The sequence below is a fragment of the Pseudomonas sp. SP16.1 genome, from assembly GCF_052682975.1.
In genome coordinates, this window is sequence record NZ_JBQYFZ010000001.1 from 1,537,421 (window position 1) to 1,558,233 (window position 20,813).

The 20,813-nt window shown below is 67.9% G+C and carries 19 protein-coding genes; 4 read left to right on the top strand and 15 right to left on the bottom strand.

What is annotated here, in order from left to right; all coding sequences use genetic code 11:
- Nucleotides 1–119 precede the first annotated feature (119 nt).
- Nucleotides 120–1,388 carry an OprD family porin gene (locus ACUTAF_RS07470; RefSeq protein WP_445579375.1) on the top strand — a complete coding sequence of 423 codons (1,269 nt, stop codon included), beginning with the start codon at nt 120–122 and terminating at the stop codon, nt 1,386–1,388.
- 261 nt (nt 1,389–1,649) lie between these two features.
- On the top strand, nt 1,650–2,039 hold the full coding sequence (locus tag ACUTAF_RS07475) for a MerR family transcriptional regulator (protein WP_445579376.1): 390 nt from the start codon (nt 1,650–1,652) through the stop codon (nt 2,037–2,039).
- 2 nt (nt 2,040–2,041) lie between these two features.
- On the opposite strand, the gene ACUTAF_RS07480 is transcribed toward ACUTAF_RS07475, so the two are convergent.
- The 7 genes from ACUTAF_RS07480 to ACUTAF_RS07510 form a co-directional block, all read right to left on the bottom strand.
- Nucleotides 2,042–2,644: a TetR/AcrR family transcriptional regulator gene (locus tag ACUTAF_RS07480; RefSeq protein ID WP_445579377.1), complete on the bottom strand. Its 603-nt coding sequence runs from the start codon at nt 2,642–2,644 to the stop codon at nt 2,042–2,044.
- Between the two features lie 110 nt (nt 2,645–2,754).
- The gene (locus tag ACUTAF_RS07485; protein WP_445579378.1) at nt 2,755–3,906 is read right to left on the bottom strand and encodes an acyl-CoA dehydrogenase family protein; all 1,152 of its coding nucleotides are present in this window, start codon (nt 3,904–3,906) and stop codon (nt 2,755–2,757) included.
- A gap of 10 nt (nt 3,907–3,916) precedes the next feature.
- On the bottom strand, nt 3,917–5,020 hold the full coding sequence (locus ACUTAF_RS07490; protein ID WP_445579379.1) for an enoyl-CoA hydratase/isomerase family protein: 1,104 nt from the start codon (nt 5,018–5,020) through the stop codon (nt 3,917–3,919).
- The gene (gene mmsB, locus ACUTAF_RS07495) at nt 5,017–5,913 is read right to left on the bottom strand and encodes a 3-hydroxyisobutyrate dehydrogenase (RefSeq protein ID WP_445579380.1); all 897 of its coding nucleotides are present in this window, start codon (nt 5,911–5,913) and stop codon (nt 5,017–5,019) included. The genes ACUTAF_RS07490 and mmsB overlap by 4 nt, the downstream gene beginning before the upstream one ends.
- Nucleotides 5,914–6,202: 289 nt before the next feature.
- Entirely contained in the window at nt 6,203–6,976 is a 774-nt protein-coding gene (locus ACUTAF_RS07500; protein WP_445579381.1) for an enoyl-CoA hydratase, read from the bottom strand.
- Between the two features lie 48 nt (nt 6,977–7,024).
- Nucleotides 7,025–8,533 (bottom strand): CoA-acylating methylmalonate-semialdehyde dehydrogenase, encoded by a 1,509-nt coding sequence (locus ACUTAF_RS07505; RefSeq protein WP_445579382.1) that lies wholly within the window; start codon nt 8,531–8,533, stop codon nt 7,025–7,027.
- A gap of 87 nt (nt 8,534–8,620) precedes the next feature.
- A complete protein-coding gene (locus ACUTAF_RS07510; RefSeq protein WP_445579383.1) occupies nt 8,621–10,324 on the bottom strand; it encodes an AMP-binding protein in 1,704 nt (567 codons plus the stop codon).
- 419 nt (nt 10,325–10,743) lie between these two features.
- Between ACUTAF_RS07510 and ACUTAF_RS07515 the strand changes: the two genes are divergently transcribed.
- Entirely contained in the window at nt 10,744–11,694 is a 951-nt protein-coding gene (locus ACUTAF_RS07515) for a LysR family transcriptional regulator (RefSeq protein WP_445579384.1), read from the top strand.
- 96 nt (nt 11,695–11,790) lie between these two features.
- Here the strand turns inward: ACUTAF_RS07515 and pqqE are convergent, their stop codons facing one another.
- From pqqE to ACUTAF_RS07550, 7 genes are all read right to left on the bottom strand, one after another.
- The gene (gene pqqE / locus ACUTAF_RS07520; protein ID WP_445579385.1) at nt 11,791–12,948 is read right to left on the bottom strand and encodes a pyrroloquinoline quinone biosynthesis protein PqqE; all 1,158 of its coding nucleotides are present in this window, start codon (nt 12,946–12,948) and stop codon (nt 11,791–11,793) included.
- The gene (gene pqqD / locus ACUTAF_RS07525) at nt 12,920–13,198 is read right to left on the bottom strand and encodes a pyrroloquinoline quinone biosynthesis peptide chaperone PqqD (protein WP_445579386.1); all 279 of its coding nucleotides are present in this window, start codon (nt 13,196–13,198) and stop codon (nt 12,920–12,922) included. The genes pqqE and pqqD overlap by 29 nt, the downstream gene beginning before the upstream one ends.
- 88 nt (nt 13,199–13,286) lie before the next feature.
- Complete coding sequence (pqqC, locus tag ACUTAF_RS07530; protein WP_445579387.1) at nt 13,287–14,039, bottom strand: pyrroloquinoline-quinone synthase PqqC; 753 nt, start codon at nt 14,037–14,039, stop codon at nt 13,287–13,289.
- 72 nt (nt 14,040–14,111) lie between these two features.
- Nucleotides 14,112–15,026 carry a pyrroloquinoline quinone biosynthesis protein PqqB gene (gene pqqB / locus ACUTAF_RS07535; RefSeq protein WP_445579388.1) on the bottom strand — a complete coding sequence of 305 codons (915 nt, stop codon included), beginning with the start codon at nt 15,024–15,026 and terminating at the stop codon, nt 14,112–14,114.
- 80 nt (nt 15,027–15,106) lie between these two features.
- Nucleotides 15,107–15,178, bottom strand: a complete 72-nt coding sequence (gene pqqA, locus ACUTAF_RS07540; RefSeq protein WP_445582418.1) for a pyrroloquinoline quinone precursor peptide PqqA — start codon at nt 15,176–15,178, stop codon at nt 15,107–15,109.
- Nucleotides 15,179–15,199: 21 nt separating this feature from the next.
- Entirely contained in the window at nt 15,200–17,299 is a 2,100-nt protein-coding gene (locus ACUTAF_RS07545) for a PQQ-dependent dehydrogenase, methanol/ethanol family (protein ID WP_445579389.1), read from the bottom strand.
- A gap of 48 nt (nt 17,300–17,347) precedes the next feature.
- Complete coding sequence (locus ACUTAF_RS07550; RefSeq protein WP_445579390.1) at nt 17,348–18,256, bottom strand: transporter; 909 nt, start codon at nt 18,254–18,256, stop codon at nt 17,348–17,350.
- Between the two features lie 255 nt (nt 18,257–18,511).
- Here ACUTAF_RS07550 and ACUTAF_RS07555 point away from each other — a divergent pair, with 255 nt between their 5' ends.
- Nucleotides 18,512–20,416, top strand: coding sequence for a sigma-54-dependent Fis family transcriptional regulator (locus tag ACUTAF_RS07555; RefSeq protein WP_445579391.1), 1,905 nt, complete (start codon nt 18,512–18,514; stop codon nt 20,414–20,416).
- Between the two features lie 43 nt (nt 20,417–20,459).
- On the opposite strand, the gene ACUTAF_RS07560 is transcribed toward ACUTAF_RS07555, so the two are convergent.
- On the bottom strand, nt 20,460–20,732 hold the full coding sequence (locus tag ACUTAF_RS07560) for a DUF4242 domain-containing protein (RefSeq protein WP_445579392.1): 273 nt from the start codon (nt 20,730–20,732) through the stop codon (nt 20,460–20,462).
- Nucleotides 20,733–20,813: the final 81 nt, after the last annotated feature.

The window sequence follows — 20,813 nt, forward strand, 5'->3', positions numbered from 1 at the left end:
CGATTAACCGCCACGGCCAGAACCGTGGCTAACGGGCCGGCTCCGTCGGCCTTCGCCGGGTCACGCCGCCGTGGGCTGTCTGGGAGACGGCGCGGCCCAACCAACAAGAAGAGAGAGCCATGTACCAACTTCGTCCCACCCAGCTGTTCCTGCCGTCCGCCCTGGCCGCGGCCCTGGCGTTCAGTGCCCCGGCCTCGGCCGCCTTCGTCGACGACAGCAAGGCCGTGCTCGATACCCGCAACTTCTACATGAACCGCGATTTCCGCCAGAGCGGCGCGGCACAGAGCAAGGCCGAGGAGTGGGCGCAGGGCTTCATGCTGCGCTTCGAGTCCGGCTACACCGAGGGCCCCGTCGGCTTCGGCATCGACGCCATCGGCCTGCTCGGCATCAAGCTCGACTCCAGCCCGGACCGGGTCGGCACCGGCATCCTCAAGAGCGACCGCGATGCGCCCAAGCGCGCCCAGGACGAATACGGCGAGGCCGGCCTGACCGCCAAGCTGCGCGCCTCCAACAGCACCCTCAAGCTCGGCACCTTGCAGCCGGTGCTGCCGGCGCTGATGCGCAACGACAGCCGCCTGCTGCCGCAGACCTTCCGCGGCGCCTGGCTGAATAGCAACGAGGTGAAAGGCCTGAGCCTCGACCTCGGCTATATCGACCGGGTCAACCAGCGCGACTCCTCGGATAACCAGGAGATGACCGTGTTCAACCTCGGCAAGCGCAACATCGTGCTGGGCAAGGATACGACCAGCGACGAGTTCCTCTTCGCCGGCGGCCGCTACCAGTGGACACCCGAGCTTGCCACCAGCTACTACTACGGCGGCCTCGACGGTATTTATAAGCAGCACCTGGTCAACCTGGTGCACCAGCTGCCGCTGGGCGAGGGGCGCAGCTTCAAGTCGGACATCCGCTACGCGCGCTCCAGCGACGACGGCGGCAGCAACGTCGACAACGACGCCTTCGGCGCGCTGTTCACCTACCGCCTCGGCGGCCACGGCTTCACCGCCGGCTACCAGCACCTGTCCGGCGACACCGGCTTCGCCTATATCGCCGGCTCCGACAACGCGCTGGTCAACCTGGTGCAGATCAACGACTTCGGCAACCAGGACGAGCGCTCCTGGCAGCTGCGCTACGACTTCGACTTCGCCAGCGTCGGCGTGCCCGGCCTGAGCCTGATGACCCGCTACCTGTCCGGCGACAACGTCGACCGCGGCGCCGGACAGAGCGAAGGCAAGACCTGGGAACGCAACACCGACCTGGCCTACGTGGTACAGGGCGGCCCGCTGAAGAACCTCGGCCTGAAGCTGCGCAACGCCACCACGCGCAGCAACTTCGGCCCGGACCTGGACGAGAACCGTTTCATCGTCAGCTACAGCTTGCCGCTCTGGTAAGACTTGCGTTGCACTGCTCCTCGTGAAGCATTTCGGGCCCTGCGGGGCCCGTTTTTTTCTGGCATCCGTGGTTATGGCGTTGCCGCCATTCGCCGCGGGGCAGGCGGTAACCGTGCAGGAACTCCGTCCCGGGGCGAAGTTTTTCAGCCGCGGCGCAGCCTGCTGGCGCGGTGCCGTGCTGCGTTGACGTTAACGTAAGGACTTGCTAGCGTGCCGGCCACGCGGCCTCGTCCGCGCCGTCATCTTCGAGGGATAACCGCCATGGCCGCCAAGACCTACAGCATTTCCGAACTGGCCCGTGAGCTGGACGTGACCACGCGCACCATCCGCTTCTACGAGGAGCAGGGCATGCTCTCGCCGACCCGCCGCGGCCAGGAGCGCATCTATACGCCCAAGGATCGCGTGGCGCTGAAGCTGATCCTGCGCGGCAAGCGCATCGGCTTCTCCCTGGCCGAGTGCAAGAGCCTGATCGAGCTGTACGACCCGCAGGGCGACAATCGCAATCAGCTCAACATCATGCTGGGCAAGATCGCCGAGCGGCGCCTGCAGCTGGAGCAGCAGTTGCTCGACATCCAGCAGATGCAGCTCGAGCTGGACACCGCCGAAGAGCGCTGCCGCGCGGCCTTGCTGGAAATCCCCGAAAGCCGCTGAGTTCAGTCTCGCCAAGTGCCCAGGGCGCCGCGCAACGCGCCCTGCGCCATGTCCTGCAGCAGCGCCTGGCGGGCCTGGACGCTCAGCTGCGGCGCGTCGATCCAGGCCGGCAACTGGTTGAGCAGGGCGATGATGCCGCCCAGTGCCGCGCATTCGCCATCACCCAGCGAGCGTCCGTTGCACTGCTCGACGGCCGCGATCAGCAACCGCTGGTAGCCTGCGCGCAGTTCGTCGATTCGGGCCCGCTGCTCGTCGTTCAGGCAATGGTTCTCGTACTCGGCGAGACGAAAGTGCGCCGCCATGCGCCCGTGCAGCTGCAGATGCGCCTCGACCAGCGCCCGCAGCCGCGCCGGTGCCGTGGCGGCCTGGCGGCTGACCTGCTGGGCGCCATGCAGCAGCTCCTCGTAGAGCTCCTCGATCAGCTCGAACAGCAGCGCTTCCTTGCTCTCGATATGGTTGTACAGCGAGCCGGCGGCGATGCCCAGGTGCTCGGCCAGGTCGCGCATGCTGACCCGGCTGAAACCGCGACGGGCGAACAGCTCCAGCGCCTTGAGGCGCGTGTCCTGGTAGCGCGAGGGATCGGGGCGGCGTTGGCTGGCGGGCATGGCGGCTAGGTCGTGCGATCGGGCGGGAAGGGCGCCCAGCATGGCGCCCCGGTTGAGGAAAACCTAGGTCGACAGCGCTCGGCTTGGCCGAGCGCTTTGGCCAACGTCTTCTACAGCGGGTAGTGGGCCAGCTCGCGGGCGATCAGCAGGCGCTGGATCTCGCTGGAACCCTCGTAGATCTGGGTGATGCGCGCGTCGCGGTAGTACTTCTCCACCGGGAAATCCTCCAGGTAGCCGTAGCCGCCGTGGATCTGGACCGCCTGCGAGCAGACCTTCTCGGCCATCTCCGAGGCGAACAGCTTGGCCTGCGAGGCCTCCGACAGGCAGGGCAGGCCGGCGCTCTTCAGCCGGGCGGCATGCAGGATCAGCAGGCGCGCGGCGTTGAGCCGGGTGTGCATGTCGGCCAGCAGATTGGCCACGCTCTGGTGCTCGGCGATCGGCTTGCCGAACTGGATGCGCTCGCGCGCATAGCCCAGCGCCGCCTCGAAGGCCGCGCGGGCGATGCCGAGGGCCTGGGCGGCGATGCCGATGCGCCCGCCTTCGAGATTCGACAGGGCGATGGCCAGGCCCTTGCCGCGCTCGCCGAGCAGGTTTTCCTGCGGGATGCGGCAGTCCTGCAGGGTCACCGCGCAGGTGTCGGAGGCCTTGATGCCCATCTTGTGCTCGCTGCGCTCGACCACGAAGCCCGGGGTGTCGGTGGGCACCAGGAAGGCCGACAGGCCCTTCTTGCCCAGCTCCGGGTCGGTGACGGCGAAGACGATGGCGAGTTTGGCGCGCTTGCCGTTGCTGACGAACTGCTTGGCGCCGTTGAGCAGCCATTGGCCGTCCACCAGCTCGGCGCGGCTGCGCAGGTTGTGCGCCTCGGAGCCGGCCTGCGGTTCGGTCAGACAGAAGCAGCCGATGGCCTGGCCGCTGGCCAGCTCGGCCAGCCAGCGCTGCTTCTGCTCCTCGCTACCGTAGCCGAGCAGAGGGCCGCAGCCCACCGAGTTGTGGATGCTCATCAGCGCGCCGAGGGCGCCATCGCCGGCGGAGATTTCCTCCACGGCCAGGGCATAGGCGACGTAGTCGGTGTAGCTGCCGCCCCATTGCTCCGGCACCACCATGCCGAGCAGGCCCAGCTCGCCCATCTGCGCCACCACGGCGTCGTCCAGCCAGCCGGCCTTCTCCCAGGCCTGGGCGTGCGGCGCCACCTCGCTGCGGGCGAAGTCGCGGGCCATGTCGCGGATCATCCGCTGGTCTTCGCTTAGTTCGATATCGTGCATGTTCACGCTCCTAATGGCAGCTGGTGCGCGCGGCGCACCCTACGCCGGCCTGGCCGGGCTGGAAGCCGGCGAAGAAGGCCTGCACCCGCGCGGGCGGGAGCTCGGCCAGGCTCGGCGGGTTCCAGCGCGGCGTCTTGTCCTTGTCGATTATCAGCGCGCGCACGCCTTCCATGAAGTCGCCCTTGGCGAACCACTGGCGATCCAGGTGCAGCTCCAGGGCGAAGCAGTCGCTCAGGTCCAGCTGGCGACCGCGGCGCAGCAGCTCCAGGGTCACCGCCATGGCCAGCGGCGAGCGGCTGGCCAGCAGCTGCAGGGTGCGTTCGGCCCAGGCGCCGGCATTCTCCTGCCGTTCGGCCTGCAGCGCGGCGAGGATCGCCGGCAGATCGGGCGCGGCGAAGCAGCGGTCGATGGCCGGGCGCAGCCTTTTCAACTCGGCGTCCGGCAGTTCGCCGCTGGCCAATTCGGCGAGCAGGGCGCGCAGGTCGTCCTCGGGCGAGTTGCTCCAGGACAGGCGGTCGAGACGGGCGTCCAGTTCGCCGAGCCGTTCGCTGGCCAGAAAATGGTCGGCCAGCCCGCTATAGAGCGCATCGCCGGCGCCGATCTGCACGCCGCTGACGCCCAGGTACAGGCCCAGCTCGCCGGGCAGGCGCGGCAGGAAATAGCTGCCGCCGACGTCGGGGAAGAAGCCGATGCCGACCTCGGGCATGGCCATGCGCGTGCGCTCGGTGACCAGCCGCAGCGAGGCGGCCTGGGCCAGGCCCATGCCGCCGCCGAGCACGTAGCCGTCGAGCAGCGCCAGCACCGGCTTGGGGTAGGCGTGCAGGCACTGGTCGAGGGCGTATTCCTCTTCGAGAAAGCGCAGGTGCAGGTCGTCGCCGCTGCGCTGGCTGTCGTACAGCGCGCGGATATCGCCGCCGGCGCAGAAGGCCTTGTCGCCGACGCCGCGCAGCACCACGGCGCGAATCGCCGCATCCTGCGCCCAGGCGTCCAGCTGCCTCTGCAGCTGGCGCACCATCACCAGGGTCAGCGCGTTGAGCCCGGCCGGACGGTTGAGCGTCAGGTGGCCGACGCCGTTGCGCACGGCCACCAGGATCTGCTGCTCGGCGCCGCTCATGCCGGCTGATCCTGCTGGTACAGCTTGATGATGGCGGAGAAATCCAGGCCGCCATGGCCCTTGAGGCTCAGGCTCTGGTACAGCTGCTGCGCCGCGGCGCCGAGCAGCACCGGCTGGCGCGCATGCTTGGCCGCCTCGGTGGCCAGGCCCAGGTCCTTGAGCATCAGCTCGGCGCCGAAACCGCCACTGTAGCCGCGCGAGGCCGGGGCGTTGTCCAGCACGCCGGGGTAGGGGTTGTTGATCTCCGAGCTCCAGCAGCGGCCGCTGGAGGTGTTGATGATGCCGGCCAGCACCTTGGCATCCATCCCCAGCGCCACGCCCAGGCTCATGGCCTCGGCGACGCCGACCATGGAAATGCCCAGCAGCAGGTTGTTGGCGATCTTCGCCACCTGACCGTTGCCGCTGGCGCCGCAGTGCACCAGGTTCTTGCCCATGGCAGCGAGGATCGGCCCGGCGCGGTCGAAGTCCGCCGCCTCGCCACCGACCATAAAGGTCAGGGTGCCGGCCGCCGCGCCGCCGGTGCCGCCGGAGACCGGCGCATCGAGCATCGGGTTGCCCTGGGCGGCGGCGCGGGCGGCCACCTCGCGGGCGCTGAGTGGGTCGATGGTGGAGCTGTCGATCAGCAGCACGCCCTTGGCGACGTGGGCGAGCAGGCCGTCCTGGCCGAGGTAGACCTGTTTCACCTGGGCGGCGGCCGGCAGCATGGTGACTATGGCCGCGACCGGCGCCTGGGCCACCGCGGCGGGCGAGGCGGCGGCGTGGGCGCCGGCCTCCACCAGTGCGGCTACCGCTGCGGCGGCGGGATCGTAGACGGTGACGCTATGGCCGGCCTTGAGCAGGTTGCGGGCCATGGGGCCGCCCATGTTGCCGAGACCGAGAAAACCTATATGCATGGTGGAGACTCCGTTGTGAGTGTTCGAGGCGCTGGACCTTCGCCCCTCACCCCAACCCTCTCCCCATGGGGGAGAGGGGGCATGAAAGATGCGTAGGGTGGGTTAGCCGCCTGTTGCGTTGGTTGATCAATCCGCTGCGCCCGGTGCGGCGTAACCCACCATGGGCGCAACGCTCTTCATCGCCTGATGGGTTACGCAGCGCCCGACCTTTATCTGCGTCCCTCAGACCGGCATTCGGCGCCGCTAACCCACCCTGCGGGGCTTGGGTAAGCGGCGGGGCGATTCGTGCTTAGCGGTGTTGAAAGCGCGGCGGGCGTTTCTCCACGAAGGCCTGCATGCCTTCCTTCTGGTCGGCGCTGGCGAACAGTGAGTGGAACACTCGTCGCTCGAAGCGCACGCCTTCGGCCAGGCCGAGTTCCTCGGCGCGATTGATGCATTCCTTGATCATCATGGCGGCTGGCAGCGACTTGGCGGCGATGGCCGCGGCGGTGTCCAGGGTCTGCTCCAGCAGCTCGGCGGCCGGCAGCACGCGGGCCACCAGGCCGGCGCGCTCGGCTTCCTCGGCGCTCAGCTGGCGGCCGGTCAGGCACAGTTCCATGGCCTTGGCCTTGCCCAGGGCGCGGGTCAGGCGCTGGGTGCCGCCGATGCCGGGAATCACACCAAGGCTCAGTTCCGGCAGGCCGAAGCGGGCGTTGTCGGCGGCGTAGATGAAGTCGCACATCAGCGCCAGTTCGCAGCCTCCGCCCAGGGCATAGCCGGCCACCGCGGCGATCAGCGGCTTGCGCCGGTTGCCGATGCGGTCGGCGTTGGCGAAGAAGTCGTCCAGGTAGATCTGCGGATAGCCCAGCTCGAGCATCTCCTTGATGTCGGCGCCGGCGGCGAAGGCCTTGGCCGAGCCGGTGATGACGATGCAGCCGATGCCGGCATCGGCTTCCAGCACGTCTAGGGCCTGGTTGAGTTCGCCGATCAGCTGGCTGTTCAGCGCGTTGAGCGCCTGCGGACGGTTGAGGGTGATCAGGGCGACGCGCGCGCGCCGCTCGACCAGCAGGGTCTGGTAGTCCATGGTCTGGCTCCGCGAAGGGGCCGACACAGTGCCGGCCCCGTTGGGGGGTTATTTCAGGGTGATGGTGGTATTGACCGGACCGCCGACCTCGTCCTCGTCGAACCAGCGCTGGGTCACGGTCTTGGTCTGGGTGTAGAACTGCACCACCTGCTTGCCGTAGGGGCCCAGGTCGCCGAGCTTGGAGGCGCGCGAACCGGTGAAGGAGAACAGCGGCACCGGCACCGGGATCGGCACGTTGATGCCCACCTGGCCGATGTCGATCTCCTCCTGAAAGTGCCGCGCGGCGGCACCGGAGCGGGTGAACAGGGCGGTGCCGTTGCCGTTGGGGTTGGCGTTGATGATGGCGATGGCCTCGTCGAAGGTGTCGGCGTGCATCACGCACAGCACCGGGCCGAAGATCTCCTCGCGGTAGATGCTCATCTCGGCAGTGACCCCGGCGAACAGCGTCGGGGCGACGAAGTTGCCGTCCGCATAGCCCGGCACCTGGACGTTGCGCCCGTCCAGCAGCAGCTCGGCGCCTTCGGCGACGCCGCGCTCGATCAGGCTGCTGACGCGATCGAAGGCGGCGCGCGAGACCAGCGGGCCGACGTCGGTGCCGGGCTCTGCGCCTGCGCCCACCTTGAGCGTCTTGCTCTTTTCCACCAGCTCCGGCAGCCAGCTCTGCGCCTCGCCGACCAGGATCACCACCGACAGCGCCATGCAGCGCTGGCCGGCGGCGCCGTAGGCCGCGCCGAGCAGGTTGTTGAGGGTCTGCTGCTTGTTGGCGTCGGGCAGCACGATGGCGTGGTTCTTCGCCCCCATCATGCATTGCGCGCGCTTGCCGCTGGCCGTGGCGCGGTTGTAGACGTGGGTGCCGACCCTGGTCGAGCCGACGAAGGACACCGCCTTGATCTGCGGATGGTCGCAGAGCAGGTCGACCGCCTCGGCGCCGCCGTGGATCACATTGAGCACACCCTTGGGGATGCCGGCCTCGAGCGCCAGCTCGGCCAGGCGCATGGTCACCATCGGGTCCTGCTCGGACGGCTTGAGGACGAAGGTGTTGCCGCAGGCGATGGCCATGGGGAACATCCACAGCGGGATCATCGCCGGGAAGTTGAACGGGGTGATGCCGGCGCACACGCCCAAAGGCTGGTTGAGGGTGTAGGTGTCGACGCCGCCGGCGACGTTGTTGGCCAGCTCGCCCATTTGCAGGCTGCCGATGTTGGCGGCGTGCTCGACCACCTCCAGACCGCGGAACACGTCGCCCTCGGCGTCCGGCAGGGTCTTGCCCTGCTCGGCGGTGAGGATGGCCGCCAGCTCCTTGATGTTGTCGCGGATCAGCTGCTGGTACTTGAGGAAGATCCGCGCGCGGACGCCGATCGGGGTCTTGCGCCAGGTCTTGAAGGCCTCGGCGGCGCTGGCCACCGCGGCGTTCATTTCCTCGGCGGTGGCGAAGGGCACGCGGGCCAGGACTTCCTGGGTGGCCGGGTTGACGATGTCGCGCCACTGACTGGTCTTGGACTCGACGAATTCGCCGTTGATCAGCAGCTTGACGCTGGGAATGGATTGAGTGCTCATCTGCGGTTCCTGCCTGCTTGAAGTGGGTGAAATGGAGACCCGCCGCCGGCGGCGTGCGGGATCTGTCGGGACGGGGCGCCCCGCGGTTCAGCCCTTGAGGCTGGGAAAATCCTCCTCGAAGAATTCCAGCGCCGCGCGCGCCTGTTCCTGGCGGCGGCGCGTCTCCATCTGGCGCAGCTCGACGCGGCGGATCTTGCCGGAGATGGTCTTGGGCAACTCGGCGACGAACTCGAGGCGCCGCACCCGCTTGTAGGGCGCCAGGTGCTCGCGGGCGAAGGCCAGAATCTGCTCGGCCAGCGCGGCGTCACCGGCGCGGTCGTGAGCCAGGATGACGAAGGCCTTGGGCACCGCCAGGCGCAGCGGGTCGGGGCTGGGCACCACGGCCACCTCCATCACCGCCGGGTGCTCGATCAGCGCGCTCTCCAGCTCGAAGGGGCTGATGCGGTAGTCGGAGGCCTTGAACACGTCGTCGGCGCGGCCGACGAAGGTGATGTAGCCGTCGGCGTCGACCGCCGCGGTATCGCCGGTGCGGTAATGACCGCCGCGCATCACCTCGGCGGTCTTCTCCGGGCTGTCCTCGTAGCCGAGCATCAGGCCCAGCGGATGGGGCTCGAGCGGCAGCGCCACTTCGCCCTCGCTGGCCGGCACGCCGTCGGGGTCGAGCATGCACACCCGATAGCCTGGCAGCGGGCGGCCCATGGAGCCGGGCTTGAGCGGCTGGCCGGGGGTGTTGCCGACCAGCGCGGTGGTCTCCGACTGGCCGAAGCCGTCGCGCAGCGGTAGGCCCCAGGCGTGTTGAATCTGTTCGATGATCTCCGGGTTGAGCGGCTCGCCGGCGCCCACCAGCTCGCGCAGCTGCAACCGCTCGCGGTAGCCGGCCAGGTCTTCCTGGATCAGCATGCGCCAGACCGTGGGCGGCGCGCACAGGCTGGTGACGCCGTATTTTTCCAGCACGCCGAGCAGGGCCTTGGCGCTGAAGCGCGCGCAGTTGTGGATGAACACGCAGGCGCCGGCGTTCCACGGCGCGAAGAAGCAGCTCCAGGCGTGCTTGGCCCAGCCGGGCGAGGAGATGTTCAGGTGCAGGTCGCCGGGCTGGAGGCCGATCCAGTACATGGTCGACAGATGGCCGACCGGGTAGCTCTGGTGGCTGTGCAGCACCATCTTCGGCTTGCTGGTGGTGCCGGAGGTGAAATACAGCAGCAGCGGGTCGCAGGCCTTGGTGACGCCATCGGCGCTGAAGCTGGCGGGGTACTCGCTGGCGGCGTCGTGCGCCACCCAGCCGGCCACCGGCGCACCGACGCAGATGCGCGTGCAGCCTTCGGCCAGGCCGGCGAACTTGCCGGCATGCTCGCTGCCGACCACCAGATGGCGTACGCCGCCGCGTTCCAGGCGGTCGCGCAGGTCGTCGGCGGTGAGCAGGGCGGTGGCCGGGATCACTACGGCGCCCAGCTTGAAGGCCGCCAGCATGGTCTCCCACAGGGCGATATGGTTACCCAGCATCAGCAGGATGCGTTCGCCGCGGCGCACGCCCAGTTCGCGCAGGTGGTTGGCCACGCGGTTGGAGCGCTCACTCAGCTCGGCGAAGCTGTAGCGCCGCTCGCTGCCGTCCTCCTCGACTATCCACAGCGCCGGCGCCTGGTTGCCGGCGGCCATTTCGTCGAAGTAATCCAGCGCCCAGTTGAACTGGTCCAGCTGCGGCCAGCGGAAGTCGCGCACCGCGGTTTGGTAGTCGCTGCGGTGCGCCAGCAGGAAGTCGCGGGCGGCGAGGAAGGGGAGGCAGTTGCTGTTCATGGTTCCGGCCCTGAGTTGTTGTTGTGGGTACGGTGCAATCAAGCTGTCAATTCGAGTATAGGTAGGCGTTTGCGCCAGCTGAAGGTGCAAAAACTCCGGATGGATATGCAAAAAAATGCTTATTGGCGCAGCGCCGTGCCGGCGCCGCGTCCCGTGCCAGGCGCCTTGCCGGCCTGCTAAAGGAGGGCTGGTCACGCCCGCGGGCGTGGCGTATACCTGTGCGCGACTGCCTCAGCAGGCTGTTGAAAAACTACCTGCGTTGCCATTGCGGCGTTAAAAACAGGCTCGGACTGCTCATTTACAACTCGTAAAGTCGAGCGCGACTCCGACCGGTCCTCGCCTGTTTTTGCCTTGCACTGGCTGCCTCGCCTACGTTTTTCAACGGCCTGTCAGGCGCTGCCAAGAAAGCACGGAGCGATATGCAAAAAAGCACGATGGGCGACAAGCTCGACTGGGACGACCTGCGCTTCTTCCTCGAGGTGGCGCGCACCCGCACCGCCAGCGCGGCGGCGCGCCGGCTGGGGGTGGACTACACCACGGTCTCACGGCGCATACGCGCGCTGGAGCAGAACCTCGGCGCGCTGCTGTTCGAGAAATCGCGCTCCGCCGGCTTTCTCCTCACAGTCGAGGGGCAGCGCCTCCTGGGCCACGTGGAAACCCTGGAAAGCACCCTGCAGGCCGCCTGCGAGCAGGTCTCCGGCGCCCGCCTGGGGCTGTCCGGACATTTGCGCATCGGCTGCACCGAGGCCTTCGGCTGCTGCTTCGTCAGCGCGCAGATGAGCGGCTTCCTCGAGCGCTACCCGCACATCTCCCTGGACATCCTGCCGGTGCCGCACTTCGTCAGCCTGTCGCGGCGCGAGGCGGACATTGCCATCACCCTCGAACGGCCCGAGCGCGGCCCCTACGTCTGCGCCAAGCTGTGCGACTACCGCCTGCGCCTGTACGCCACCCCCGGCTATCTGGCCAGCCACGCGCCGATCCGCAGCCGCGACGACCTGGCCGGCCACCCCTTCGTCAGCTACGTCGACGACCTGGCTTTCAGCTCCAAGCTGCTCTACCTCAACGACCTGCTGCCCGGCACCGTCAGCCAGCTGCGCAGCACCAGCGTGATTGCCCAATACCATGCCGCGCTGCAGGGCAAGGCGCTGGCCATTCTACCGAGCTTCCTGGCCGGCCCCGACCCGCGCCTGCAGGCGGTGCTGCCGGAGGAGGTGGACGTGATCCGCCAGTTCTGGCTGTCCTACAGCGAGGATCTGCGCAAGCTCAAGCGAGTGACCCTGGCCGCCGAGTACCTGCGCGCCTGCGCTGACCTCAACCGGCCGCTGCTGATGGGCGAGTCGAGCCAGATGCAGTACTTGCCGAGTCACTGATATCGCCGTCAATCCGACCTGGGCGCGTTGGCCCGTCGTGGCTGCTGACTGCGAAGACTGGAGCGGCTGCGCAGCGGTTCAGCCAGGGCGCGTGCCTCAGCGAGCCCTGGCGATCAGGCGTGAGTTGCTGGCGTTGCGAAAGGCCAGCTCGGCTATGGCCTGGTCGGCCCGCTCGGCTTCATCGCGTGCCGCGAGTATCACGCCGTGATGCGCCGACTTGCTGCACACCGGGTCGGCATTGCTGGCGTCCCCTGTGAGCATAAAGGCCTGGCAGCGGCAGCCGCCGAAGTCCTTGGCCTTCTCGTCGCAGCTGCGGCAGGGCTCGGGCATCCAGTCGTCGCCGCGAAAGCGGTTGAAGCCGAAGGAATGTCGCCAGATATGTTCGAGGCTGTGCTCGCGCACGTTGGGAAACTGCACCGGCAGCTGCCGCGCGCTGTGGCATGGCAACGCGGTGCCGTCCGGGGTGATGTCGAGAAACAGGTTGCCCCAGCCGTTCATACAGGCCTTCGGGCGCTCCTCGTAGTAGTCCGGGGTGACGAAGATCAGCTTGCAGGGGTGATTCTCGGCGGCCAGCTTTTCGCGCCACTGGTTGGTGATGCGCTCGGCGCGCTCGAGCTGGGCACGGGTCGGCAGCAGGCCGGCGCGATTGAGCTCGGCCCAGCCGTAGAACTGGCAGGTGGCGAGCTCGACGAAGTCGGCCTCCAGCTCCAGGCACAGCTCGATGATGCGTTCGATGTTGTCGATGTTGTGCCGGTGGGTGACGAAGTTCAGCACCATCGGATAGCCATGCGCCTTGACCGCGCGGGCCATGGCCAGCTTCTGGGCGAAGGCCTTCTTCGAGCCGGCCAGCAGGTTGTTCACCTCCTCGTCGGCGGCCTGGAAACTGATCTGGATATGGTCCAACCCGGCATCGGCGAATTCGGCGATACGCGCTTCGGTCAGGCCGATGCCGGAGGTGATCAGGTTGGTGTAGTAGCCCAGGCCGCGCGCCGCCGCGATCAGCTCGGCCAGGTCCTGGCGCACCAGCGGCTCACCGCCGGAGAAGCCCAGCTGCGCCGCGCCCAGCTCGCGCGCCTGGCGAAACACCTCGATCCATTCGGCGGTGCTGAGCTCGGCGCCCTGCTGGGAGAAATCCAGCGGGTTGGAGCAGTAGGGGCACTGCAGCGGGCAGCGATAGGTCAGCTCGGCCAGCAGCCAGAGCGGCGGGCCGACCTGCACGTCCGGCTTAGCGAAGCTCGATCCAGAACTGGGCATGGGCCACCTCGATAAAGGCCAGGATGTCCTCGTCGATGCCGGGCACGTCGGGGAAGCGCTGGTGCAGGCAGTCGATGATCTCGGCCACCGAACGCTTGCCGTCGACCTGCTGGAGGATCTCGCCGGCGCTGTCGTTGAGTTTGATCATGCCTTCCGGGTAGAGCAACACGTGGCAGCCCTGCGCCGGCTCGAACTGCAGGCGGAAGCCGCGGCGGATGGCGGGAACGTTGGGCAGGATGGCAGCGGTCATCGTTCGGACTCCTGGCTGGCGCGCGCGGCGCACCCTACTTGGCATGGCACCGCCGTAGGCTGCGCCATGCGCAGCGCTTGTCGGCGACTCATAACGCAATCCCCCGATGCCAGACGCGCTCGTCGGTCACCGTGTGGTACGGCGGGCGCTGCAGCTCGTAGGCCATGCTCATGGCGTCGAGCATGCTCCACAGCACGTCGAGCTTGAACTGCAGGATGTCCAGCATGCGCTGCTGAGCCTCGACCGTGCGGTAGTGCTCGAGGGTGATGCGCAGGCCATGCTCGACGTCGCGGCGTGCCTGGCTCAGGCGGTTGCGGAAGTAGTCGTAGCCGGCCGCATCGATCCAGGGATAGTGCTGCGGCCAGGCGTCCAGGCGCGATTGGTGGATGGTCGGGGCGAACAGCTCGGTCAGCGAACTGCTGGCCGCCTCCTGCCAGCACGCTCTGCGGGCGAAGTTGACGTAGGCGTCGACGGCGAAGCGCACCCCCGGCAGCACCAGCTCCTGCGACAGCACCTGCTCGCGGTCCAGGCCGACCGCCTCGGCCAGGCGCAGCCAGGCCTCGATGCCGCCCTCCTCGCCGGGTGCGCCGTCGTGGTCGAGGATGCGCTGGATCCAGCCACGACGGGTTTCCCGGTCCGGGCAGTTGGCCATGATCGCGGCGTCCTTGAGCGGGATGCAGATCTGGTAGTAGAAGCGGTTGGCCACCCAGCCCTGGATCTGCTCGCGCGTCGCGCGGCCTTCGTACATGGCCCGGTGGTAGGGGTGGTGGATATGGTAGTAGGCGCCCTTGGCGCGCAGCGCCTGCTCGAACTCGGCGGGGCTCATGGCGGATTGGCTCATCAGGGTCTCCGATACGCGTTGCGTAGGGTGCGCCGCGCGCACCCGCGTTCTTTAAGGCGCACGCAGGGCACCTTACAAAGCGATGCTCATGCCGTCGAAGGCGACCTCGATTCCGCGGCGGTCCAGCTCGGCGCGCTCGGGCGAGTCCAGGTCGAGAATCGGGTTGGTGTTGTTGATATGAATGAGGATCTTGCGCGGCGCCGGCAGGCCGTCCAGCACCTCGAGCATGCCACCGGGACCGCTCTGCGGCAGATGGCCCATCTCGCTGCCGAGCTTGTCGCCGACCTCGCACTGGCGCATCTCGTCGTCGCGCCACAGCGTGCCGTCCACCAGCAGGCAATCGGCGCGGCGCATCCAGCTAAGCAGTTGCTCGTCCACCTGACCCAGGCCGGGGGCATAGAACAGCGTGCCGCCCGTGCGCAGGTCCTCGACGAACAGGCCGATGTTGTCGCCCGGATGCGGATTGCCACGGTGCGGCGAGTAAGGCGGCGCGCTGCTGCGCAGGGCGATGGCGGTGAGGCGCAGCCCCGGGCAGGCCGGGATGGCGAAGGGTTCGGCATCCAGCTCGATCAGCCGGTGCTGCAGGCCGCCGTTCCAATGGCCGAGCATATTGAACAGGGGAAAGCCCGTGGTCAGGTCCTGATGGACCATCTCGGTGCACCAGACCTGGTGCGGGCAGCCTTCGCGCAGGGTCAACAGGCCCGTGCAGTGGTCGATCTGGCTGTCGAGCAGGACGATGCCGGCGATCGCCGTGTCACGCACCTTGCGCGCCGGCTGCAGGGCCGGGAAGGCTTCGAGCTGGGCGCGGATGTCGGGCGAGGCGTTGCACAGGATCCAGTTCAGGCCGTCGTCGGACAGGGCGATGGACGATTGCGTGCGCGGCTGCGCGCGCAGGCTGCCGGTGCGCACGCCGCGGCAGTTGCGGCAGTTGCAGTTCCACTGGGGAAAGCCACCGCCGGCGGCGGAGCCGAGAATCTGGATGTACATCGATGCTTCCCGCCGGTAGGAAAAAGGCCCCGGCATGGCCGGGGCTAAGGACGCGGAGCAACAGGTGCGCCGCGCGTGGCTTAGCGGTTGGCGAAGTACAGGGTGACTTCGAAGCCGATGCGCAGGTCGATATAGGCGGGTTTGGTCCACATGATGTTTTTCCTCTCGTTGGTTCAGGGCTTGGTGGCGGCCGTGGCCGGTTGCTGGGACTTGAGATGGTCCTCGTACTCGCGGCTCATCACATAGGCCTTGATCTGTTCCACCTCGGCCGCGCTCAGCGAGTTCTTGAAGGATGGCATGCCCAGCGGACGAAGGATGCCGTCCCGGACGATCTGTTGGAAGTTGTCGCGGCGCCATTGATCCGTATGGCGCAGGTCGGGGATCAGGCCGCCGCTGACGGCGCCGACGCCGTGGCACATCGAGCAGTAGTTGCCGTACAGCAGCTTGCCGGCGTCCAGGTCCGCGGCACTCGCTTGGACCGCTTGCGGCGTGCGCTGCACGGCGGCCGTGGTCGCCTGCGGCAGCGGCGGCAGGCTGCTCTGGCCGCCGAGTTTGAACACCAGCAGGCGGCTGAGGTTGCGCACCCCGGGCGCCAGTGCCGCGTCGCCGCCGATCAGCGGCGCCACGCCGCCCCAGCCGGCCATGACCGCCACGTACTGCTCGCCGTCCAGGCTGAAGCTGATGGGGGCGGCGACTATGCCGGTCTGCGCGGCGAAGCTCCACAGGCGCTGTCCCTTGTCCGCCGAGTAGGCGTGCAGCTGGCCGTCGGCGGTGCCCTGGAACACCAGATTGCCGGCGGTGCTCAGGGTGCCGCCGTTCCAGTAGAAGCTATGCGGCACGCGCCAGGCCTCGCGCTGGCGTACCGGGTCCCAGGCCAGCAGGGCGCCGCTCACCGCCTCGCGGGGAATCTCGTGGGTGTCGCTGAAGCCGGTACCGGTGTTGAAGCCGTCGATCTGCTTGAACGCGGCCCCCTCGTTGCGATAGACGCCGGGGACTTCCTGGTAGGGGATGTACATCAGCCCGGTCTGCGGGTTGAACGACATGGAGTGCCAGCTGTGCGCGCCGAACGGGCTCGGCCACATCACCACCTGCTCCTTCTCGTAGCGCGAGCCGGGTACCTCCACCGGGCGGCCGGTGGCCAGATCGACCTTCTCGGCCCAGGTCACCTTGCCGAATTTTTCCGCCGAGAGCAGTTCGCCGGTGGCGCGATCGAGCACATAGAAGAAGCCGTTCTTCGGCGCCTGCATCAGCACCTTGCGTGGCTTGCCGTCCAGCTCCAGGGTGGCCAGGGTGATCTGCTGGGTGGCCGTGAAGTCCCAGGACTCGCCCGGCGTGGTCTGGTAATGCCAGAGCAGCTTGCCGCTGTCCGGGCGCAGAGCCAGGATCGACGACAGGTACAGGTTGTCGCCGCCGCCGGGGCTGCGGATCTCGCGGTTCCACGGCGAGCCGTTGCCGGTGCCGATGTACAGCAGGTCCAGCTCCGGGTCGTAGGCCATGCTGTCCCATACGGTGCCGCCGCCGCCGAGCTTCCAGTACTGGTCGCCCTTCCAGGTCTTGGCCGCTTCGACCAGCTCGGGGTGTTCGTAGGGCAGGGTCGGGTCGCCCGGCACCGTGTAGAAGCGCCAGGCCATCTCGCCGGTCTCGGCATCGTAGGCAGAGAAGAAGCCGCGCACGCCATACTCGGCGCCGCCGTTGCCGATGATCACCTTGCCCTTCACCACCCGCGGCGCGCCGGTGATGCTATAGGGCTTGGCCGGGTCGGTGGTCTGTGTGCTCCATATTTCGCGACCGGTCTTGGCGTCCAGGGCGATCAGGCGACCGTCCAGGGCACCGACGTAGACCTTGTCGTTCCACAGGGCGACGCCGCGGTTGACCGCGTCGCAGCAGGCGTAGCGGGAGTGGCCGCGATCCACCTGGGGATCGAACTGCCACAGGCGCTTGCCGCTGCGCAGGTCCACGGCCATCACCCGGCTCCAGGACAGCGAGGCGTAGAGCACGCCGTCCGACACCAGCGGGGTGGCTTCCAGGCCACGGTTGTTTTCCAGATTCAGGTACCAGGCCAGGCCCAGCTTGTCGACATTGCCGGCGTCTATCTGCTTGAGCGGACTGAAGCGCTGCTCGGCGTAGGTGCGGCCATGGCTGAGCCATTCGCTGCCGTCCTGCTCGCTGGCACGGATGGCGGCCTCGTCGACCTTGGCGGCCAGGGCGCCTGTGGCAACCAGCAGCGCGGTCAGCAGGCAGACGAGACGGCGTGATTGGGTGAGGTAAGGCATCACGCGAAACTCCTATTGTTGTTGGAATGGGAAGGCAGGCGGCGGTGCTTAGAAGACGTGCAGCAGGCGCAGGTTGACGCGTGCCTGCTCCTTGAAGCCGTTGTCCACCGAGAGGTCTCGGCCGAAGTTGACCATCAGCTGGTCGCGCGGGGTGACGAACCAGCTGGCACCGATGCTGAACTTGCTGGTGTTGGGTTTATCGTCCATGTCCAGGCCGTTCACTTCGGTCTCGCCGCCCCACAGGCGCGAGACGCCGGCGCGCAGGTCGAAGCGCTCGTTGACGTGGTAGCGCAGGAACGCCTGGGCCTGGAACAGCGGCTTCTGCTTGAGGGTCTGGCCGGCGGGGCCGAAGTCGTCGTTGTCGCCGAAGAAGGTCACGTCGCCTACCAGATCGAGGCTGAACTTGTCGCCCAAACCCTCGATATAGCCGGCCTGCAGCGCGCCCTTCCAGCGGTTCTCGCCGAGGTTGATGGCGCGATCGTTGTCGTAGCTGCCGGTGGGCAGCCAGAGAAAGGGGGTGATGCCGAAGTAGCGGCGCTGCTCCGGCTGGTTCACCAGCCATAGGGTGGCGGCCAGGATCAGGTCGCCGGTGCCGCTGTCGCTGCCCAGGCCCGACAGGTCGTCCTTGGCGCGCACGTTGCCGAAGGGCAGGAGAAACTGCGGGTCGACAATGTAGCCGCCCAGTTCCATGAAGTGCACGCCGCGCAGGATGCCGATATCCGAATCCAGGCCGGCGTCCAGCGGCAGCTTGTCGCCGTTGGCGTACAGGCGGTTACGTTCGGCGTGTTGGTAGTAGAGCAGACCCAGGTTGGTGCCAGCGGGCAGGGCGGTATAGTCGCCGGCGTCGACGTCGACCGCCGAGGCGCCGGTGGAGAAGCCGGCCAGCAGGCCGAACAGGGAAGCATGCAGCCACTGCCGGGCCAGTCTCGGCCGAGCCGCATCTGTGCTCATTTTCATGACATCACCTTTATTGTTTTTGTTTAAGATCTTGGCGCTACCGGGTTTCTCTCCGGGTGCTGTGAGGTCATTGAGCAGAGTCCGTGCCAGCTTTTTTATGCTGGAAAAATACAAGCTAGATCAATGATTTATATAACAACAAGAGTCCTCGGACAGGGTGCGGGCGCCGCCTCGCCGTAGCGCTGTCTCGAACTGAGACAGTGGCTGGGGGCCTGGCTGGCCCAGTTCGAGACACCAGGCCGTGAGACATATGCCATGCACAGATCCAGCGACCCCTCCGCGACGCCCACTTCAGGCAAGCATCTGGTCGATTCCCAGGTGATCGCCCGTTCCTGGCAGCGCTCGCAGCACTACGGCCTGAGCCAGCGCGACAAACTGCTGTTCGAGGCGCCGTTGGTGGCCACTGGCGAGCAAATCGCCGAGCGCGACCGTCTGCTGCTGGACTGCGCGATGCCCGAGATGCAGCAGTTGCATGCGGCGCTGGCACCGCAGGATTGGGTATTGGCCTGCATCGACCTGGAAGGTGTGGTGCTCAGCAGCCTGAGCGGGCGCGGCGCCGGCACCCGCGAGTTGAGCCAGGTATTTCGCATCGGCGCGCAGCTTTCGGAGCAGAACGTCGGCACCACGGCACCGGGCTGCGCTCTGGCCGAGCGCGAATCGGTGTTCTTCGTCGGCGAGGAACACTATCTGGAGGAGGCCCGCCAGTTTTCCTGCCTGGCCACGCCGATCTTCGGCCTGGACGGCGGCATAGTCGGGGTGTTGGACGCCAGTAGCCGGCAGGCCGCGCCCTCGGTCTACGCCCTGGAGTCGCTGGTGTTCGCCGCCCGCGCCATCGAGAACCGCCTGTTCGCCCAGCTCGGCGAGGTACTGCTGGTGCACCTGCACCATCGCCTGGACATTCTCGGCACGCCGCTGGAGGGGCTGCTGGCCTTCGACCCGGCGGGCAAGCTGCGTTGCGCCAACCGCATCGCCGGCCAGCTGCTGCGTATGGGCGAGGTGAACGCCGGTCTGGACTTTGCCGACCTGTTCGACATGCCCTTCGTCCACGCCGCCTGTTATCGCCGCCACGACCTCAGCGCGCCGCTGCGCCTGCGTAGCCATCACGGCGGCGAACTGCATGCCTGCATCACCCAGGGTCCGAAGCAGCGGACGGCACCGGCGCTGGCCGAGGCGCCGCGCCCGCGACGCAACGCCGAGCCGCTGCCGGCGCCACAGAGCGGCCCGTGCCTGCAGGACCCGGCGCTGCAGGATGCCCTGGCGCGGGCGCGCAAGGCCTTCGCCCGCGACATTCCGGTGTTGATCAATGGCGAGACAGGCACCGGCAAGGAGGTTTTCGCTCGCTTGCTGCACGAGGGCAGCGCCCGTGCCGGCGAAGCCTTCGTGGCGATCAACTGCTCGTCGATTCCGGCGAGCCTAATCGAGTCGGAGCTGTTCGGCCATGTCGAAGGCGCCTTCACCGGCAGTCGCAAGGGCGGCGCCATCGGTAAGATCGAGCAGGCGCACAAGGGCACGCTGTTTCTCGACGAGATCGGCGACATGCCGCTGGAGCTGCAGGGCCGTCTCTTGCGCGTGCTGCAGGAGCGCAGCCTGAGCCGCCTGGGCAGCAACCAGCTGATCAAGGTGGACTGCGCGCTGATCTGCGCCACCCACCGCGACCTGCAGCAGCTCAGCGCCGAGCAGGGCTTTCGCGAGGATCTCTACTACCGCATCAACGGCCTGCGCGTGAGCCTGCCGGCACTGCGCGAGCGGCGCGACCTGGCGGCGCTGATCCAGCACCTGCTGCTCGCCGAGACCGCCGCACAGCAGCCTCTCAAGCTGAGCCCGGCGGCGCTGCAGGCGCTGCTGGACTATCACTGGCCGGGCAATATCCGCCAGCTCTACCAGTGCCTGCGCCTGGCTGCGGCGCTGGCCGAGGACGACGGCGAGATCGGCGTGCAGCACCTGCCGGACGAGGTGCGCGCAGGCCGCGGCGAACAGGCCGCGACGGTGGCGGGGGAAGGGCTGACGTTGGAGGCGGGGAGTACGCTGCAGCTTGCCGAGGCGCGGGCCATTCGCGCCGCGGTGGAGGCCGCCGGCGGCAACCTCTCGGCCGCCGCGCGCAACCTGGGCATCGCCCGCGCGACGCTGTATCGCAAGCTCAAGGCAATGGAGCAGGGGTAGCGGGCCGCTCGCCTGCGTGGCGACCCGGTGCCCTGGCGGTGACTCAGCCAGCGGTGGTGGGATCGATGAGGCTGCGCACTTCAGCCACCCGGCTGATCGGGAAGCCGCCTTGTGCGGCATGCTCGCGCACCTGGGTCTCGCTGGCTGCGACGTACAGGCAGTAGACCCGGTCGTCCGTCACGTAGCTGTGCAGCCACTTAATCTGCGGCCCCATGGCGTTGAGCACGGCGCAAGAGCGCTGCGAGATGGCCTGCAGTTCCTCGGCGGTGAGCTGTCCGGCGCCGGGAATATCGCGTTCGATCAGGTATTGGGGCATGTCGGATTCCTTGTCGTCTGGGGCGCCAGTGGCGCCTGGAAGAAAAAGGGCAGGGCGCCGCTCGGGACGCTCCCCACCCGT

Excerpts from the sequence above, each read along its gene's own strand:
- ACUTAF_RS07560 (WP_445579392.1), bottom strand. The coding sequence starts at position 20,732 with ATGCCCCAATACCTGATCGAACGCGATATTCCCGGCGCCGGACAGCTC.
- ACUTAF_RS07470 (WP_445579375.1), top strand. The coding sequence starts at position 120 with ATGTACCAACTTCGTCCCACCCAGCTGTTCCTGCCGTCCGCCCTGGCC.
- ACUTAF_RS07515 (WP_445579384.1), top strand. The coding sequence starts at position 10,744 with ATGCAAAAAAGCACGATGGGCGACAAGCTCGACTGGGACGACCTGCGC.
- pqqD (WP_445579386.1), bottom strand. The coding sequence starts at position 13,198 with ATGACCGCTGCCATCCTGCCCAACGTTCCCGCCATCCGCCGCGGCTTC.
- ACUTAF_RS07490 (WP_445579379.1), bottom strand. The coding sequence starts at position 5,020 with ATGAGCGGCGCCGAGCAGCAGATCCTGGTGGCCGTGCGCAACGGCGTC.
- ACUTAF_RS07550 (WP_445579390.1), bottom strand. The coding sequence starts at position 18,256 with ATGAAAATGAGCACAGATGCGGCTCGGCCGAGACTGGCCCGGCAGTGG.
- pqqE (WP_445579385.1), bottom strand. The coding sequence starts at position 12,948 with ATGCCCAGTTCTGGATCGAGCTTCGCTAAGCCGGACGTGCAGGTCGGC.
- ACUTAF_RS07545 (WP_445579389.1), bottom strand. The coding sequence starts at position 17,299 with ATGCCTTACCTCACCCAATCACGCCGTCTCGTCTGCCTGCTGACCGCG.
- ACUTAF_RS07480 (WP_445579377.1), bottom strand. The coding sequence starts at position 2,644 with ATGCCCGCCAGCCAACGCCGCCCCGATCCCTCGCGCTACCAGGACACG.
- ACUTAF_RS07485 (WP_445579378.1), bottom strand. The coding sequence starts at position 3,906 with ATGCACGATATCGAACTAAGCGAAGACCAGCGGATGATCCGCGACATG.
- ACUTAF_RS07555 (WP_445579391.1), top strand. The coding sequence starts at position 18,512 with ATGCACAGATCCAGCGACCCCTCCGCGACGCCCACTTCAGGCAAGCAT.
- ACUTAF_RS07510 (WP_445579383.1), bottom strand. The coding sequence starts at position 10,324 with ATGAACAGCAACTGCCTCCCCTTCCTCGCCGCCCGCGACTTCCTGCTG.
- mmsB (WP_445579380.1), bottom strand. The coding sequence starts at position 5,913 with ATGCATATAGGTTTTCTCGGTCTCGGCAACATGGGCGGCCCCATGGCC.
- ACUTAF_RS07505 (WP_445579382.1), bottom strand. The coding sequence starts at position 8,533 with ATGAGCACTCAATCCATTCCCAGCGTCAAGCTGCTGATCAACGGCGAA.
- ACUTAF_RS07475 (WP_445579376.1), top strand. The coding sequence starts at position 1,650 with ATGGCCGCCAAGACCTACAGCATTTCCGAACTGGCCCGTGAGCTGGAC.
- ACUTAF_RS07500 (WP_445579381.1), bottom strand. The coding sequence starts at position 6,976 with ATGGACTACCAGACCCTGCTGGTCGAGCGGCGCGCGCGCGTCGCCCTG.
- pqqC (WP_445579387.1), bottom strand. The coding sequence starts at position 14,039 with ATGAGCCAATCCGCCATGAGCCCCGCCGAGTTCGAGCAGGCGCTGCGC.
- pqqB (WP_445579388.1), bottom strand. The coding sequence starts at position 15,026 with ATGTACATCCAGATTCTCGGCTCCGCCGCCGGCGGTGGCTTTCCCCAG.